The sequence below is a fragment of the Thermotoga sp. 38H-to genome (assembly GCF_011057665.1).
GTDB lineage: Bacteria > Thermotogota > Thermotogae > Thermotogales > Thermotogaceae > Thermotoga.
This window is the reverse complement of sequence record NZ_LNFZ01000001.1, coordinates 370,914-386,177: the sequence shown is the minus strand read 5'-3', so window position 1 is coordinate 386,177 and position 15,264 is coordinate 370,914. Positions and strand designations below refer to the sequence as shown.

At 46.2% G+C, this 15,264-nt stretch carries 14 protein-coding genes, 1 CRISPR repeat array and 1 riboswitch; of the genes, 12 read left to right on the top strand and 2 right to left on the bottom strand.

The annotated features are described in order from the left end of the window. Window positions 1-11: 11 nt before the first annotated feature. From AS158_RS02045 to AS158_RS01990, 12 genes are all read left to right on the top strand, one after another. Window positions 12-1,595 carry a bifunctional aspartate carbamoyltransferase catalytic subunit/aspartate carbamoyltransferase regulatory subunit gene (locus tag AS158_RS02045; protein ID WP_038052797.1) on the top strand — a complete coding sequence of 528 codons (1,584 nt, stop codon included), beginning with the start codon at window positions 12-14 and terminating at the stop codon, window positions 1,593-1,595. 89 nt (window positions 1,596-1,684) lie between these two features. Then, window positions 1,685-2,912: a CRISPR direct-repeat array (repeat unit 30 nt; unit sequence GTTTCCATACCTCTAAGGAAGTATTGAAAC). A 659-nt stretch (window positions 2,913-3,571) separates the two neighbouring features. Continuing rightward, a riboswitch (Lysine riboswitch) is annotated at window positions 3,572-3,750 on the top strand. 87 nt (window positions 3,751-3,837) lie between these two features. After that, window positions 3,838-4,815, top strand: coding sequence for an aspartate-semialdehyde dehydrogenase (locus AS158_RS02040; RefSeq protein WP_165304401.1), 978 nt, complete (start codon window positions 3,838-3,840; stop codon window positions 4,813-4,815). Between the two features lie 4 nt (window positions 4,816-4,819). Further along, entirely contained in the window at window positions 4,820-5,530 is a 711-nt protein-coding gene (gene dapF, locus AS158_RS02035) for a diaminopimelate epimerase (protein WP_038052836.1), read from the top strand. Then, window positions 5,515-6,399, top strand: coding sequence for a 4-hydroxy-tetrahydrodipicolinate synthase (dapA, locus tag AS158_RS02030; RefSeq protein WP_165304400.1), 885 nt, complete (start codon window positions 5,515-5,517; stop codon window positions 6,397-6,399). Before dapF ends, dapA begins: the two co-directional genes overlap by 16 nt. Further along, window positions 6,396-7,046, top strand: a complete 651-nt coding sequence (gene dapB, locus AS158_RS02025; protein ID WP_165304399.1) for a 4-hydroxy-tetrahydrodipicolinate reductase — start codon at window positions 6,396-6,398, stop codon at window positions 7,044-7,046. The genes dapA and dapB overlap by 4 nt, the downstream gene beginning before the upstream one ends. 1 nt (window position 7,047) lies before the next feature. Beyond that, window positions 7,048-7,749 (top strand): 2,3,4,5-tetrahydropyridine-2,6-dicarboxylate N-acetyltransferase, encoded by a 702-nt coding sequence (dapD, locus tag AS158_RS02020; RefSeq protein WP_206516516.1) that lies wholly within the window; start codon window positions 7,048-7,050, stop codon window positions 7,747-7,749. A gap of 15 nt (window positions 7,750-7,764) precedes the next feature. Next, a complete protein-coding gene (locus tag AS158_RS02015; protein WP_165304397.1) occupies window positions 7,765-8,970 on the top strand; it encodes an aspartate kinase in 1,206 nt (401 codons plus the stop codon). 9 nt (window positions 8,971-8,979) lie between these two features. Continuing rightward, window positions 8,980-10,140: a diaminopimelate decarboxylase gene (lysA, locus tag AS158_RS02010; RefSeq protein WP_011943770.1), complete on the top strand. Its 1,161-nt coding sequence runs from the start codon at window positions 8,980-8,982 to the stop codon at window positions 10,138-10,140. Beyond that, window positions 10,141-11,214 (top strand): M20 family metallopeptidase, encoded by a 1,074-nt coding sequence (locus AS158_RS02005; RefSeq protein WP_011943771.1) that lies wholly within the window; start codon window positions 10,141-10,143, stop codon window positions 11,212-11,214. It begins immediately after the preceding gene. Window positions 11,215-11,228: 14 nt separating this feature from the next. After that, window positions 11,229-11,639, top strand: a complete 411-nt coding sequence (locus AS158_RS02000; RefSeq protein ID WP_038052842.1) for a Fur family transcriptional regulator — start codon at window positions 11,229-11,231, stop codon at window positions 11,637-11,639. Next, window positions 11,636-12,028, top strand: coding sequence for a hypothetical protein (locus tag AS158_RS01995; protein WP_048810880.1), 393 nt, complete (start codon window positions 11,636-11,638; stop codon window positions 12,026-12,028). The genes AS158_RS02000 and AS158_RS01995 overlap by 4 nt, the downstream gene beginning before the upstream one ends. Next, window positions 12,025-13,302, top strand: coding sequence for a nucleotidyltransferase (locus AS158_RS01990; protein WP_083756018.1), 1,278 nt, complete (start codon window positions 12,025-12,027; stop codon window positions 13,300-13,302). The genes AS158_RS01995 and AS158_RS01990 overlap by 4 nt, the downstream gene beginning before the upstream one ends. Here AS158_RS01990 and AS158_RS01985 read toward each other — a convergent pair. Then, on the bottom strand, window positions 13,272-14,567 hold the full coding sequence (locus AS158_RS01985; RefSeq protein ID WP_038052856.1) for a 16S rRNA (cytosine(967)-C(5))-methyltransferase: 1,296 nt from the start codon (window positions 14,565-14,567) through the stop codon (window positions 13,272-13,274). The genes AS158_RS01990 and AS158_RS01985 overlap by 31 nt on opposite strands. Continuing rightward, window positions 14,564-15,256, bottom strand: a complete 693-nt coding sequence (locus tag AS158_RS01980; protein ID WP_011943776.1) for a zinc metallopeptidase — start codon at window positions 15,254-15,256, stop codon at window positions 14,564-14,566. The genes AS158_RS01985 and AS158_RS01980 overlap by 4 nt, the downstream gene beginning before the upstream one ends. Between the last annotated feature and the right edge of the window lie 8 nt (window positions 15,257-15,264).

The following is a 15,264-nucleotide window of genomic DNA, read 5'->3' as shown; positions in this document are numbered from 1 at the left end:
GGGTATCGTGAATGAAACGGGATTTTCTCGGCAGAACCCTCGCAGTCATAGAAGATCTGAGTGTGGAGGAGCAGATGTTCCTCTATGAGAAAACCAGGGAGCTCAAACAAAGATGGTACAGCGGAGATGATGTATCGGATTTCAGGATAAAGAAAAGAAACGTTGGAATATACATTGTTTTCGTCGAACCCAGTACGAGGACGAAAGAATCCTTCATAAACGCTGCAAAGTTTCACTCAGGCCCGAACGTAAAGGTGAACGTTTTCGATTCGGAACATTCCTCTTTTAACAAACAGGAGAGCTACACGGACACCTTCTCCATGCTCACAAGCTACAGCGACTACTCCATATTCATCGTGAGAACAAGACTCGAAGGAGTCTGCAGGCTCTTGGAAAGAAGGATATCAGAGTTTGCGAACAGAAACGGTATAGAAATACCCTCTTTCATAAACGCGGGCGACGGGAAGCATGAGCATCCAACGCAGGAACTTCTGGATGAATACACCTTCCTCGAACAGAACAGTTTCGACAACTCTTTCATACACGTGGCACTCGTTGGTGACCTACTTCACGGCCGAACGGTTCACTCCAAGGTGAACGGCTTGAAGATATTCAAAAATGTGAAAGTGGATCTTGTGGCACCGGAAGAACTCATGATGCCCGATCACTACATCGAAAAGATGAAAAAGAACGGTTTCGAGGTCAGAATCTTCTCTTCGATCAGAGAGTATCTCGGCCAGAAAGATGTGGCCAGGATCTGGTACTTCACACGGCTTCAGCTTGAAAGAATGGGAGAGGACATCCTTGAGAAAGTCCATATTCTGAGAGAGGCGGTCACGTTCAAAAGAGAGTATCTGGACGCGTTGCCAGAAAGGGTGAAGTTCTACCATCCGCTTCCAAGACACAAGGTTTATCCGACGATACCGAATTTTCTGGACACACTCCCTCTGAACGGATGGGAGACACAGGCAAGAAACGGCTACTGGGTGAGAATCGTTCTTCTTTCTATGTTCGGTGGAGCACTGGAAGCGCCTTTCGATACTTCGAGAAAAGATGAAAAGCCAGAAGAAGACTTCATAATCCCCGCTCCCATCACGCATGGATCAAAGGGTGTTCAAAAGGAAGGAAAGAGAGGTATAAAACCCATCGAAAATGGAACGGTGATAGACCACGTAGCCAAAGGAAAGACACCGGAAGAAATCTACTCAACAATTGTGAAGATAAGAAAGATTTTGAAACTCTACGATGTGGACAGTGCGGATGGTATTTTCCGGTCAAGCGATGGAAGCTTCAAGGGTTACATCAGTCTGCCAGATCGCTATCTTTCCAAGAGAGAAATAAAGAAACTCGCGGCAATCTCTCCAAACACCACGGTCAACATCATAAAAAACAGCACCGTTGTTGAAAAATACAGAATAAAACTTCCACCTACGATCTATGGATTCGAGGAACTTCGGTGCAAGAACGAGAACTGTATCACCAATCCCGCACACGGTGAAAACGCCTCACCTTCTTTCGTGAGAGACGAAAAGGGACAGTTCATATGTGAATACTGTGAGACTCCACATTCTTTCGAAGAGATCTGGAGTATTTGAGAAATTCACAAGAAAAAGAAAGCAGGGGAATTTTCCCCTGCTTTTTTATTTTACCCCTGATAACCCACGCGAACTCACTTGATTAGTGAGTTTCCATACCTCTAAGGAAGTATTGAAACGGAGGTGAGAGTATGGATGAAAAAAGAATTGAAATGTTTCCATACCTCTAAGGAAGTATTGAAACAGCAGTCTTTGACGACAGCTTTACCGTTGAACACGCGTTTCCATACCTCTAAGGAAGTATTGAAACTTTTTCTTTTAATCACACTTTTAATCGTCACATACTGTTTCCATACCTCTAAGGAAGTATTGAAACGTTTAGCGTACGCTACCCTCACTGCTTGTTCATCTGTGTTTCCATACCTCTAAGGAAGTATTGAAACAAGAAGAGTGCTACCTGCCGGCGAAACAGCTTCTGGAGTTTCCATACCTCTAAGGAAGTATTGAAACGGAGCGTACATTCCACGTGCAGAAATCGAAAAATACGTGTTTCCATACCTCTAAGGAAGTATTGAAACATACAACCGCAACAGTCAAGGAGATTGGAAAAGCGGTGTTTCCATACCTCTAAGGAAGTATTGAAACAAGGAGATTCTCGATGACGTAGAAGACGATCTTTGTTTCCATACCTCTAAGGAAGTATTGAAACAGATGGGAAAGAAGTGGTGTTTACATCACCTTTGTATGTTTCCATACCTCTAAGGAAGTATTGAAACAAGGATTGAGTGAGCTAATGGGAGAAAAAACCTCAAAAGTTTCCATACCTCTAAGGAAGTATTGAAACAATAAAGTCTGGCTAACAACAGTCGACGACAAGCTCTGGTTTCCATACCTCTAAGGAAGTATTGAAACAACAACGACGGGATTCATCAGCTTAAAAGCGATCTTGAGTTTCCATACCTCTAAGGAAGTATTGAAACCGTTGACCATAGTCGTCTGCCTTCGTTTGTGAAAATGTTTCCATACCTCTAAGGAAGTATTGAAACTAACATATCAATTTTTAAGGTTCGTTCGGTTTAGAACGTTTCCATACCTCTAAGGAAGTATTGAAACACGTTTCCCAGCCTTGCTGTGTATTGTGTCACTGTGTTTCCATACCTCTAAGGAAGTATTGAAACCCCTTATAATGTCTGAGACAACGTTGTATAGCACGTGTTTCCATACCTCTAAGGAAGTATTGAAACATACAAACACAACAAGAGTTGGAAAAGACAAAGAAAAGTTTCCATACCTCTAAGGAAGTATTGAAACTACCGAACATGTTCATCAAAAAATCAAGATTCATACGTTTCCATACCTCTAAGGAAGTATTGAAACCCATTGAGTTCAGAGTAAATTATACCACAAACACAAACTGAAAGCAAGATGTTTTTTGAACTTCCATATACTCATTTTCCATAAACGATTCTAACACATAAGGGAGTGCCTTCAAGAACTGTTTGGAAAAATGGAATAATTGCATAGTCAAACAGAGAGAGAATTCAAGGCAAAAACAAAAGATTAATTACATCAACCTACGTCAGGGCATTTTGGGGTGTTTTGGGCAAAAATCGATTAGTTCCATATTTCACAAATAGATGAAAAAAGTTTTCCCTCAAAGAGTTAGAAGTTAACTGTAAGATGTACGAATTTCTGCTACTTACACATCATCATTCACCACAAATTCTCTTCATATTGTTTCGTCTTATCATTCATTATTCCCTTTTTAACGCATAGCTTCCGGTACCACAAACCCGCATGAAATTTTTCGTTACCGGTAATTGCATACTCTGTATCTACCTTCTGATGCTAAATACATACAACACCCACTTTGTGAATGATTGGAACTATCTTGGTTTGTATGCATAAAACACAATCAGTTTTGACAAATAAATTTCTATCTAACTTCAGATCCTGAATCATTGTCACTTCAAAGTTAACCTTTCCTTAATTGTCTTCGGTTTGAAATACTGATACAATTAAGCTAAAATAGTTACTGACCCGACGGAGGCGCGCCCGAGATGAGTAGGCTGTCCCATCAAGGGAGGAATCGGGGGCAGCTGAAAGGCGAGGGCGCCGAAGGGTGCAGGGTTCCTCCCGCTCTGCATGCCTGGGGGTATGGGGAATACCCATACCACTGTCACGGAGGTCTCTCCGTGGAGAGCCGATCGGGTCTGGAATCAGAAAAAGATTTCAGACCTGATTTGGCGTCTCTTCGGGGAGTGAAGAGACGCTTTTTTTATTATGTCAAGGAGGGATGAAGGTGAAAGTAGGAGTAGTTGGTGCTACAGGAGAAGTTGGAAGAACGATGGTGAAGGTACTCGAAGAATTCAACGTTCCCGTCACTGAGCTCAGGCTCTTTGCTTCGGAAAGATCCGTGGGTAAAGAAATTGAATTCAAAGGTGAAAAGTTCAAAGTAGAACTTCTCACGGAAGAATCGATGAAATGGAGGTGCGATTACCTCCTGTTTTCCGCGGGTGCCAGTGTTTCCAAAAAGTTCGCTCCTATTGCAGCTGAAAACGGAGTAACTGTTATAGATAACTCTTCCGCTTTCAGACTGGAGAAGGAAATCCCCCTCGTGGTTCCAGAGGTGAACGCCCATCTTCTCAAGGGATACACGGGAATAATAGCAAACCCGAACTGTTCAACAATCCAGATGATTCTCTCCATTTACAAGCTCCACGAAGTTTACGGAATTGAAGAGATCTTTGTGTCAACGTATCAGTCCGTTTCCGGAGCCGGTCACAAGGGAATCGAAGAACTCCTCGCTCAAGAAAAAGGAGAAAACGTGATGAAGGTCTTCCCGAAACTCATTCACAGAAACGTCATTCCTCTCATAGGTGATATTCAGGAAAATCTTTTCTCCCAGGAAGAGATGAAGATGGTGAACGAAACAAGAAAAATTCTGAACGATTACTCGATAAGGGTGTTTCCAACAACAGTAAGGGTGCCCGTTCTGTACGGACACTCTGAAGCGGTCATGGTGAGGTTCAAGAAACCTTACGAGTCTCTCGAAAAGGTGAGAGAAATCATAGCCTCTGGAGAAGACGTGGTGGTGACGGACGATCTCGTAACACCGGTGGATGTCGCAGGAAAGAACGAAACTTACGTTTGCCGCCTCAGAGCAGCCGATGAAAGATCTATTCTCTTCTGGAACGTGGCGGACAACATTCGTGTGGGAGCCGCGACCAACGCTGTCAGAATTCTTCTGAAGCACGCTGAGATGAACGGAAAGGTGTGATAGTGTGTGCTATTCGGCCAATGGGAACACCTTCCTCATAGTTGACAACACACAAAAGAGGATACCCGAAGAGAAAAAACCAGATTTTGTCAGGGAAAATGTGGGCGATCTAGATGGAGTCATATTCGTTGAGCTGGTCGATGGGAAATACTTCATGGATTACTACAACCGGGATGGGAGTATGGCTGCCTTCTGTGGAAACGGAGCGAGGGCCTTTTCTCAGTACCTCGTAGACAGAGGCTGGACTGAGGAAAAAGAATTCACTTTCCTTTCCAGGGCTGGAGAAATAAAGGTGATCGTTGACGACGGTATCTGGGTGAGGATGCCGAGGGTTTCAGAAAAGAAAGAGATGAAAGTGGATGGTTACGAAGGATATTTCATCGTTGTGGGTGTTCCGCACTTCGTTCTGGAAGTGAAAGACATCGACGAACTGAACGTGGAAAAACTCGGAAGAGATCTCAGACATAAAACAGGTGCGAACGTGGATTTCTACGAGGTGCTTCCCGATCGTCTCAAGGTGAGAACGTACGAAAGAGGAGTGGAAAGGGAAACAAAAGCCTGTGGAACGGGTGTTACGTCTGTTTTCGTTGTGTATCGAGATAAAACAGGAGCAAAAGAGGTGAAGATCCAGGTGCCAGGAGGCACTCTCTTTTTGAAGGAAGAAAACGGAGAAATCTTTCTCAGGGGGGATGTGAAAAGATGTTCAGAGGAGTAGGAACTGCCATTGTTACACCTTTCAAAAGCGGTGAACTCGATCTTGAGTCTTACGAAAGGCTCGTCAGGTACCAGCTCGAAAACGGTGTCAACGCATTGATCGTCCTTGGAACAACTGGTGAATCTCCAACCGTCGACGAAGACGAAAGAGAAAGGCTCGTTTCCAGAACTCTCGAGATCGTTGATGGGAAAATCCCGGTGATCGTGGGAGCGGGAACGAATTCCACCGAAAAAACACTGAAACTCGTTAAGCAGGCGGAAAAACTCGGAGCGAACGGTGTTCTCGTGGTCACCCCGTATTACAACAAGCCCACACAGGAAGGACTCTATCAGCATTACAAGTACATCTCTGAGAGAACGGATCTTGGGATCGTTGTTTACAACGTTCCCGGAAGAACCGGTGTGAACGTTCTTCCTGAAACCGCCGCGAGGATCGCTGCAGATCTTAAAAACGTTGTGGGAATAAAAGAGGCAAACCCGGACATAGACCAGATAGACAGAACGGTATCACTGACAAAACAGGCAAGAAGCGATTTCATGGTGTGGTCCGGCAACGATGACAGAACGTTCTATCTTCTCTGTGCAGGTGGGGACGGTGTCATTTCTGTTGTGTCGAACGTGGCACCGAAACAGATGGTGGAACTCTGCGTAGAGTACTTCAACGGAAACCTCGAAAGATCGAGGGAGATTCACAGAAAACTCAGGCCTCTCATGAAGGTGCTGTTTGCGGAAACTAATCCGATACCAGTTAAAGCTGCTTTGAATCTCATGGGATTCATCGAGAACGAGCTTAGGCTACCGCTCGTACCTGCCAGTGAAAAGACGGTGGAACTTCTCAGAGACATTCTCAAGGAGAGTGGATTGCTATGAAGTACGGAATAGTCGGCTATTCCGGAAGGATGGGTCAGGAGATCCATAAGGTATTCTCGGAGAAAGGACACGAACTCGTTTTGAAGGTGGATGTGAATGGGATTGAGGAACTGGATTCTCCAGATGTCATGATCGACTTTTCTTCACCTGAAGCGCTCCCAAAAACGGTGGAACTATGTAAAAAATACAGGGTTGGACTCGTTCTTGGGACAACCGCTCTGAAAGAAATACACTTCCAGATGTTGAGGGAGCTTTCGAAAGAAGTACCCGTTGTTCAGGCTTACAACTTCTCCATCGGCATAAACGTTTTGAAGAGATTCCTCTCAGAACTTGTCAAAGTCCTCGAAGACTGGGATGTTGAGATCGTGGAAACACACCACCGCTTCAAAAAAGACGCACCCTCCGGAACCGCGATTCTTCTGGAGAGTGCACTGGGAAAGAGTGTTCCCATTCACTCGCTGAGAGTGGGCGGCGTCCCGGGAGACCACGTGGTCGTTTTTGGAAACATTGGTGAGACGATCGAGATAAAGCACAGGGCGATCTCGAGGACTGTTTTCGCTATAGGAGCCCTGAAAGCTGCAGAGTTTCTTGTGGGAAAAGATCCCGGTATGTACAGTTTCGAAGAAGTGATCTTTGGGGGTGAGTGAGTTGGACGCAAGAGAAATCATAGAAATGATAGCCAAAGCCAAAAAGAAAACTCCCATAGTCGCTTACATAAAAGGTGATTTGGCGGGCATAGATTTCTCCAGTTTCAAATTCTTCGGTGATGAAAAGTTCGGAATTCTCTTTGGAGAGTACGAAGATTTCAAAAAGCTTCTCGAAGAGCACAAGGAAAAAATAGAAGACTACCATCTCGAGGCGAAAGCGAGAAACTCCGCGCTCCCTCTGGCAGATCTCACGAAATACAAAGCAAGAATAGAACCGGGAGCGATCATAAGGGACATGGTGGAAATAGGGGAAGGCGCTGTGATCATGATGGGAGCTGTCATAAACGTTGGTGCAGTGATCGGTGAAGGAACGATGATAGACATGAACGCGGTCATTGGTGGAAGGGCGATCATAGGAAAGAAGTGCCACATAGGTGCCGGTGCGGTGATAGCGGGTGTTATAGAGCCTCCGAGTGCAAAACCCGTTGTCATAGAGGACGAAGTGGTCGTGGGAGCGAACGCTGTAATCCTTGAAGGTGTGACGGTCGGAAAAGGTGCGGTTGTCGCGGCCGGTGCGGTTGTAACGAAGGATGTTCCTCCCTACACGGTCGTGGCTGGTGTTCCCGCGCGTGTGATAAAACAAATAGACGAAAGAACAAAAGAGAAGACAAAGATAGTTGATGAACTCAGAAATCTCGAATGAATGGAGGTCTGGGAAATGAACGTGGTGGTTCAAAAGTATGGAGGAAGCTCCGTTGCCACACCGGAGAGAATAAAGAACGTTGCCCAGAGAATCAAGAAGAAAGTGGACGAAGGGTACAAAGTCGTGGTCGTTGTCTCCGCTATGGGAAAGACAACGGACAGCCTCATAAAACTCGCAAAGGAGATCTCTCCAAAGCCGGATTCGAGGGAACTCGATATGCTCCTTGCAACGGGAGAACAGGTTTCCGCCGCGCTCCTTTCGATGGCCCTGAAAGATCTCGGAATAAAGGCCAAATCTTTGAACGCGTTCCAGGTGAAAATAAAAACCACTTCACATCACACGAGTGCTCGCATCGTGGATATAGACGACAGTGTGATCTGGGAAAATCTGAAAGATTACGACGTTCTCGTCGTAACGGGCTTTCAGGGTGTGAACGAACACGGTGATCTGACCACGCTTGGCCGGGGCGGTTCGGATACATCTGCCGTGGCGCTTGCAGCAAAACTCAGAGTTCCTTGTGAAATCTACAGCGATGTGGACGGGATATACACCTGTGACCCGCGTGTTCATCCGAGGGCCAAAAAACTCGCTTACATCACCTACGACGAAGCACTCGAGCTCACCGCTCTCGGTGCGAAGGTTCTTCACTCAAGATCCGTGGAAATAGCTAAGAAATACGGGATACCCATTTACTGTGCATCTTCTTTCACCGAAGAGGAGGGAACCATGGTGGTAGAAAGACTTCCGGAGTGGCTGGAAGAACCTGTTGTAACAGGAGCAACGATTTCTCATGGTCAGATAAAAGTTTCCATATCTTTCCTCCCAAAGGATGTGAAGTACATCACGGCCATCTTCGAGGAAGTTGGAAAGAAAGCCCTGAACGTGGACATGATTTCCCTTGTTCCTTCGAACGGCAAGATTTTCCTCTCCTTCACAATTCTCGAAGACCACAAAGAAGATCTGGACGAGGCGCTCAAAGAGGCTCTCAGAGACGTGGAAGGATGGAAATCCACCTACGAAGGAGGTTTTGCCAAACTCTCCATAGTTGGGGTGGGAATGAGAACGAGCCCGGGTGTGGCCGCCAGGTTCTTTGAAGCGCTGGAAAGGGCGGGTGTCACACCGGAACTTGTCACGACGTCGGAGATAAAGATCTCCTGTCTCGTCCCTGAAGAGAAAGCGGAAGAGGCACTGAAATCGGTGATCGAAGAATTCGAACTGTGAGGTGAAGAAATGGACATCTTGTGGAAAGTGGCAGAGATCCATGGGACACCCGCTTACGTGTACTTCGAGGAAACACTGCGAAAAAGAGCACGTCTTGTAAAAGAGGTCTTCGAGGGGGTGAACCTCCTTCCGACGTTTGCTGTGAAGGCGAACAACAATCCTGTTCTGCTGAGGATTCTAAGAGAAGAAGGTTTCGGAATGGACGTGGTGACAAAAGGAGAACTCTTCGCGGCTAAACTGGCGGGAGTTCCTTCTCATTCCGTTGTATGGAACGGCAATGGAAAGAGCGTGGATCAGATGAAACACTTTTTGAGAGAAGGCGTGAGGATCATCAACGTGGATTCGTTCGAGGAGATGGAGATCTGGAAGGAATTGAACCCGGAGGGCGTGGAGTATTTCATTAGGGTGAATCCGGAGGTCGATGCGAAGACACATCCTCACATCTCCACCGGCTTGAAAAAGCACAAGTTCGGAATACCACTGGAAGATCTGGACCTATTCATGGAAAGATTCGGATCAATGAACGTAAAAGGTCTTCATGTTCACATAGGATCACAGATAACACAGGTTGAACCCTTTGTGGAGGCCTTCGACAAAGTCGTCCGGGCTTCTGAAAGGTTTGGATTCGAAGAGATCAACATCGGTGGCGGCTGGGGAATAAACTACAGTGGAGAAGAACTCGACCTGTCCAGCTACAGAGAAAAGGTTGTTCCTGCCTTGAAGAGATTCAAAAGGGTCATCGTTGAAATAGGAAGGTACATCGTAGCACCTTCCGGGTACCTGCTTCTCAGGGTAGTACTCGTCAAAAAAAGAAGTAACAAAACGTTCGTTGTGGTCGATGGAGGGATGAACACCCTCATAAGACCGGCACTTTACTCCGCGTATCACAGGGTTTTCGTTCTTGGAAAACAGGGTAAAGAAGTGAGAGCGGATGTGGTTGGCCCTCTGTGCGAAAGCGGTGACGTGATCGCGTACGACCGGGAACTTCCAGAGGTCGAACCGGGTGACATCATCGTTGTGGAAAACGCGGGAGCCTACGGCTACACCATGTCGAACAACTACAACTCAACCGTACGTCCGGCTGAGGTGCTCGTCGGAGAAGGCGGAGAGATCTCTCTGATAAGAAGGAGAGAGACAGAGATGGACATCTTCAAAGACGTGGTGATGTGAATGAACGAGATCGAACTAAGACACATCCTTCATATGAATCCAGAGCCTTCTTTCAGGGAGTACAGAACAAAAGAGATACTCAGAAAAGCAGTGAGTGATATTGGATACGAGAAGATCATAGAAGTGGCCGGAACAGGCCTGGTGATAGAAAAGAAGGAAACGGAAGATCCGTACGTTGTTCTGAGAGCTGATATGGATGCTTTGCCCATAAAAGAAGAAACGGGTTGGGAGTTCGCATCGCGTAATGACTACATGCATGCATGTGGGCACGACTTTCACATGAGTGTCCTCTACGGTGCTATGAAGAGACTCAAGAACGTGAAAAAGAACTTTCTCTTTGTATTTCAGCCCGCCGAAGAAACGGGTGGTGGAGCAGAAGAGGTTGTGAACTTTCTCAGAGACAGGTACGAAATAAAAGCCGCTGTTGGGTTTCACGTGACTGACGAGTACGATGCCGGAACTGTGGCATCCCGACCCGGAGTGCTTTTTGCCTCAGCCACGGAATTCGATGTATACTTTAAAGGTGTCCCAGCCCATGTGGCGTTTGCCGAGAAGGGAAAAAATGCTCTGAAGGCAGCGGTTTCTTTTCTCAACTGGCTCTACAACAAAAAGTGGAACGCTCTTGTGGGGGTTGGCAAAATCTCGGGAGGACGAGCGAGGAACATCGTTCCGGATGAGGTAAAATTAGAAGGAACGATAAGATCAGAAGCGCTGAGAATAACGGAAGAAGTGATATCCGATATGGTAAAACAACTTGGGGAACTGAAGGAAAAAACGGGGGTTGATTTTGCTGTTGAAAGGGGCAGTGTCTATCCTGAAGTGAGGGTGGATCAAAACCTCTTTGAAACTCTCAGAGAAACCTGTCAGAGGTTGGGTTTTTCTTTCGTTGAATGTGAGATGAAGTGGACTGGAGAGGACTTTGGGTATTTCTCGCAGATCTTTCCTTCTCTCTCTTTCTGGTTTGGCGTGGGAGAAGGGGAGCGTTTTGGGCTGCACCATCCGCGTTTTTTGCCGAATGATAGGTATATACCCATGGCGGCGGATCTTTTGACTGGGCTCGCTATGGTCGTTTGAGGAGAGTGAACACTATGACCACAGAAGAGATAATTGAACGTTTGAAATCGAAAAAGGTAAAACTCACAACCCAGAGGATGGAAATTATAAAATTCGTATCCGAAATGAAGGAAGGCCATTTTGAGGCAAAGGAGCTTTTTGCCATCCTGTCAAAGAAAGTTCCTTCGCTTTCCATAGCCACTCTTTACAGTGTTCTTTACCTTCTAACGGATTTTGGTGTTGTTTATGCCTTCAGTGATGGTCAGAAAACGGTCTTCGATTTCAATCCGGAGCCACATGGGCACTTCGTTTGCAAAGAATGCGGAAAGATTGAAGACGTAGAAATAAAGGAACTGAAACTTGGAGAGATAAAAGGCAAAAGAGAAAAAATCGAACTGGTGATAAAAGGTGTCTGTGAGGAGTGTTTGAAGAAGGTGAAAGATTGAAGTACCTTGCGCAACTTTTTTCTCTCCTTCTCGTGATCATAGGAATTCTGGGTCTGGTTGTCTGGGCAGGATTGTACTTTCTGGCGCCTTACATTGAGGGATTTGTAGGAATAAAACTCCCGGAAAATATTTCGAATGTTCTTCTGGGGTGTTTTCTGCCAATACTCGGCTCGGGTGTTCTCCTCAACTTCTACATTTCTTCCGGGATCAAGTGGCTTGTTGTATTTGGCTTTGTTGTTCTTTCCGTTTCTTTTGTGAGCGAGATTTATGGGCTGTACATCCTCAGGGGGATCTTTTTGAAGATCGCTCCCGCTTATCTTATCTTCCTTCTCTTCACAATGGTCTCTCTTGCCTATTTCCTCACGATCATCAGGAGGGATGAAGACTGAAGGTTCTTGGTGTTGTCGTGGAGTACAATCCATTCCACAACGGACACCTCTATCATCTTACTTCGGCCAGAGAGCTCGTGAGACCGGACTACACGATCGCTGTGATGAGCGGTAATTTCTGCCAGAGAGGTGAACCAGCCGTCATAGATAAATTCGCGCGGGCAGAGATCGCTCTCAGAATGGGAATAGATGTTGTTCTGGAACTACCCGTTGTTTTTGCCACACAGGATGCCGGAGGATTTGCTTTCGGTGCGGTGAGCGTGTTGGATGCAACGGGTGTTGTCACAGATGTGGTCTTTGGAAGCGAATCAAACGACATCGGGTTTCTTCAAAGAGTGGCGCAAATTCTTTACGAGCAACCCGACGAATACCAGAAGTTTTTGCATGAAGAGTTGAAAAAAGGCTACTCTTTCCCCAATGCCAGGAAGTACGCTCTGATGAGGTATTTTTCCATGAAAGGTTGGAACGAGGAAGAAGTCCTGAGACTCGAAAAGTCGAACGATATCTTAGGGGTGGAGTACATTCATTCTGCTCTGAAGATAGGTTCTAACATCAGATTCCACACGATAAAAAGGGTAGGAGCGGAGGAGAAAGACACCAGCTTCAGGGGACGATTCTCCAGTGCAACGGCGATAAGAAACCTTATAAGAGAAGAAAGGTGGGAAGAAGTGAGAGATTCTCTTCCAGAAGATTCTTTTGAGATCCTCATGAGGGAGATAAACGAAGGGCGTGGACCCGTTTTCCTCGAGAACATGGGAGATTTTCTCCTTTCATTTTTCAGACTGAAAAACATGGAGTTCTTCGAGAGAATCCATGGTTTTTCCGAGGGACTCGAAAAGAGGTTTCACATCTGTGCCAGACAAACAGGATCTTACCAAGATTTTCTGGAGTGTGTCAAAGCCAAGCGTTTCACCTTTTCTCGAATAAGAAGACTCGCTCTCTTTTCGGTGTTCGAGGTGAACAAAGAATTCGTTGAAAAAAGCAACGCAAAGGGGCCTCAGTACATCAGGATCCTTGGATTCACAGAGAAGGGAAGGAAAATCCTTTCTCTCATGAGAAAGAAGGCAAAACTTCCGATCGTAACGAACATGTCCCTCTACAGGAAAGTTCTGGAGAAAACAGACCTACCAGTTGATAAACAACTCTTTTTTGAACAGATCGATCTCGACGTGAGGACGACGAACTTCTACTCGATGTTCTTTCCAGCGGTGGAACAGCGCTGTGGAGAACGAGACTTTTCCATTCATCCCATCTTTCTGAGAACGGAGACATAGAAGGGAATTATCGTCTCGTCAGGAAGCATCAGAAAGCCGTAACCATCCCAGATTCCTTCCACTTCGAATTCTTTCATTTTGTCTCTGGTATCGATCACTTCAACGTCTTTCCTCTCGGAGACGAATCTTTTCACCACTTCGGTGTTTTCTTCTTTCGTCACAGTACAGGTGCTGTAGAGGAGGATACCACCCTTTTCCAGAAGCTGCCAGGCCTGCTGTACCATCCTCAGCTGAATTTCTGAGAACTTCTTGAAATCCTCTTTGTTCACTCTCCTCAAAACCTCCGGATGGTTTCTTGCCGTACCCAGCGAAGTACAGGGAGCGTCCACCAGAATCCTGTCGAATGTGTCCTGTACGTACTCTGTGAGTCTTTCGGCATCGGCGATTTTTGTCTCTATCGAAGAGAGTTTCAGGCGTTTCGCGTGTTTTTCGACAAGCTGTGTCTTCTCTCTGCTTATATCAACGGCCAGTATCTTTCCCTGGTCTTTCACCAATTCGGCGATAGCGGTGGTCTTGCCACCCGGTGCCGCGCAGGTGTCCAGTACTCTCAGTCCGGGTTTCAGTTCCATGAAAAAGGGCACAAGTTGTGAAGACTCTCCCTGAACACTTGCGAGTCCATCCTTTATCACTCTGGAGTCGTTCATCGAAATTCCGAGTTTCCTTACAACCAGAGAAAACGGGGCGTGTTTCCCCGGAACTGCCTCCGTGCCCTCTTCGGCGAGAATTTTGATGACTTCCTCTTTAGTGGTTGCAAGTGAATTCACGCGGAGCATGACAGGGAGAGGTTCCTGGTTCCACTTCATAATTCTCAAAACTGCCTCTTCGGGAAGAAAAGATCTCCAGTAGTTCACGATCCACTCCGGATGTGAGTAGATGAGGTGAAGCTCTTTTGGTTCGGGAACAGTTCTCAATCTCCTCAGCACGGCGTTCACCAGTTTTTTGAAGTTTTCGCTCTTCACCAGTTTCACAGTTTCGCTGACCGCCGCGTAATCTGGAACACTGTTCATGAAGAGGAGCTGATAAGCCCCCATCCTCAACGCAACCCTGACAGCGGGTGGGATGTCTTTTTTCTTCAGAAGTTGGTTTATGTACCAGTCCAGAAGCTCTTCTTTCCTCACAACTCCCCACACGAGTTCTTTGAAGAATCTTCTATCTTTATCGTCCAAAAAAGAGAGGACGCTGTCCACGTCCTCTCTCAATATGAATTTTTCCTTCTCGTACTTTCTCAGAAGTCTGTAGGCGAGCAGTCTTACGTTTGTTTTCATCTTCTATCACCGAACAGACCAGCAAGTGCTATCATTCTGAGAAGCTGGAGAAATGCCATCAGTGAAGACGCGACGTAAGTGAGAGCCGCGGCACCGAGTACTTCTTTCACTCCCTTTAGTTCGTACTCCGGCATCAACATCGTTGTTTCAAGGAGCTTCACAGCACGCCTGCTGGCGTTGAACTCAACAGGAAGTGTGATGAGAGTGAAGAGTACCACTAAGGAGAACAAAAGAATTCCCAGTCTTATCAAAAACGGTGTCTGGAAAAAGAGACCAAGAATGAAAATGATCCAAGCAAGCTGAGAACCCGTGACGGCTGCTGGTACCATCAGATTTCTCAGTGCAAGCAGCGGGTATTTTTCTACGTCCTGAAGGGCATGTCCCACTTCGTGGGCTACAACTCCGAGTGAAGCAACGGAAACACCTCTGAAATTCTGTGGAGAGAGCCTGAGCACCTTCCGGTATGGGTCGTAATGGTCAGACAGGAAACCGGAAACGACCTCTATCTTCACGTTGTAGATTCCCGCGTTCTCAAGGAGTCTTTTTGCAAGTTCATATCCTGTGAGTCCAAGAGAGGACCTTACCCGTGAGTACTTGTTGTAAGTAGCCTGAACTCGTATCTGTGCCCAAGAAGCCAGAATAATACCGGGAATCAGTATGATGAACGTTGGATCAAAAAGGAAGAACATCGTATCAC

Excerpts from the sequence above, each read along its gene's own strand:
- AS158_RS02045 (WP_038052797.1), top strand. The coding sequence starts at position 12 with ATGAAACGGGATTTTCTCGGCAGAACCCTCGCAGTCATAGAAGATCTG.
- dapA (WP_165304400.1), top strand. The coding sequence starts at position 5,515 with ATGTTCAGAGGAGTAGGAACTGCCATTGTTACACCTTTCAAAAGCGGT.
- dapB (WP_165304399.1), top strand. The coding sequence starts at position 6,396 with ATGAAGTACGGAATAGTCGGCTATTCCGGAAGGATGGGTCAGGAGATC.
- AS158_RS02015 (WP_165304397.1), top strand. The coding sequence starts at position 7,765 with ATGAACGTGGTGGTTCAAAAGTATGGAGGAAGCTCCGTTGCCACACCG.
- lysA (WP_011943770.1), top strand. The coding sequence starts at position 8,980 with ATGGACATCTTGTGGAAAGTGGCAGAGATCCATGGGACACCCGCTTAC.
- AS158_RS02005 (WP_011943771.1), top strand. The coding sequence starts at position 10,141 with ATGAACGAGATCGAACTAAGACACATCCTTCATATGAATCCAGAGCCT.
- AS158_RS02000 (WP_038052842.1), top strand. The coding sequence starts at position 11,229 with ATGACCACAGAAGAGATAATTGAACGTTTGAAATCGAAAAAGGTAAAA.
- AS158_RS01985 (WP_038052856.1), bottom strand. The coding sequence starts at position 14,567 with ATGAAAACAAACGTAAGACTGCTCGCCTACAGACTTCTGAGAAAGTAC.
- AS158_RS01980 (WP_011943776.1), bottom strand. The coding sequence starts at position 15,256 with ATGTTCTTCCTTTTTGATCCAACGTTCATCATACTGATTCCCGGTATT.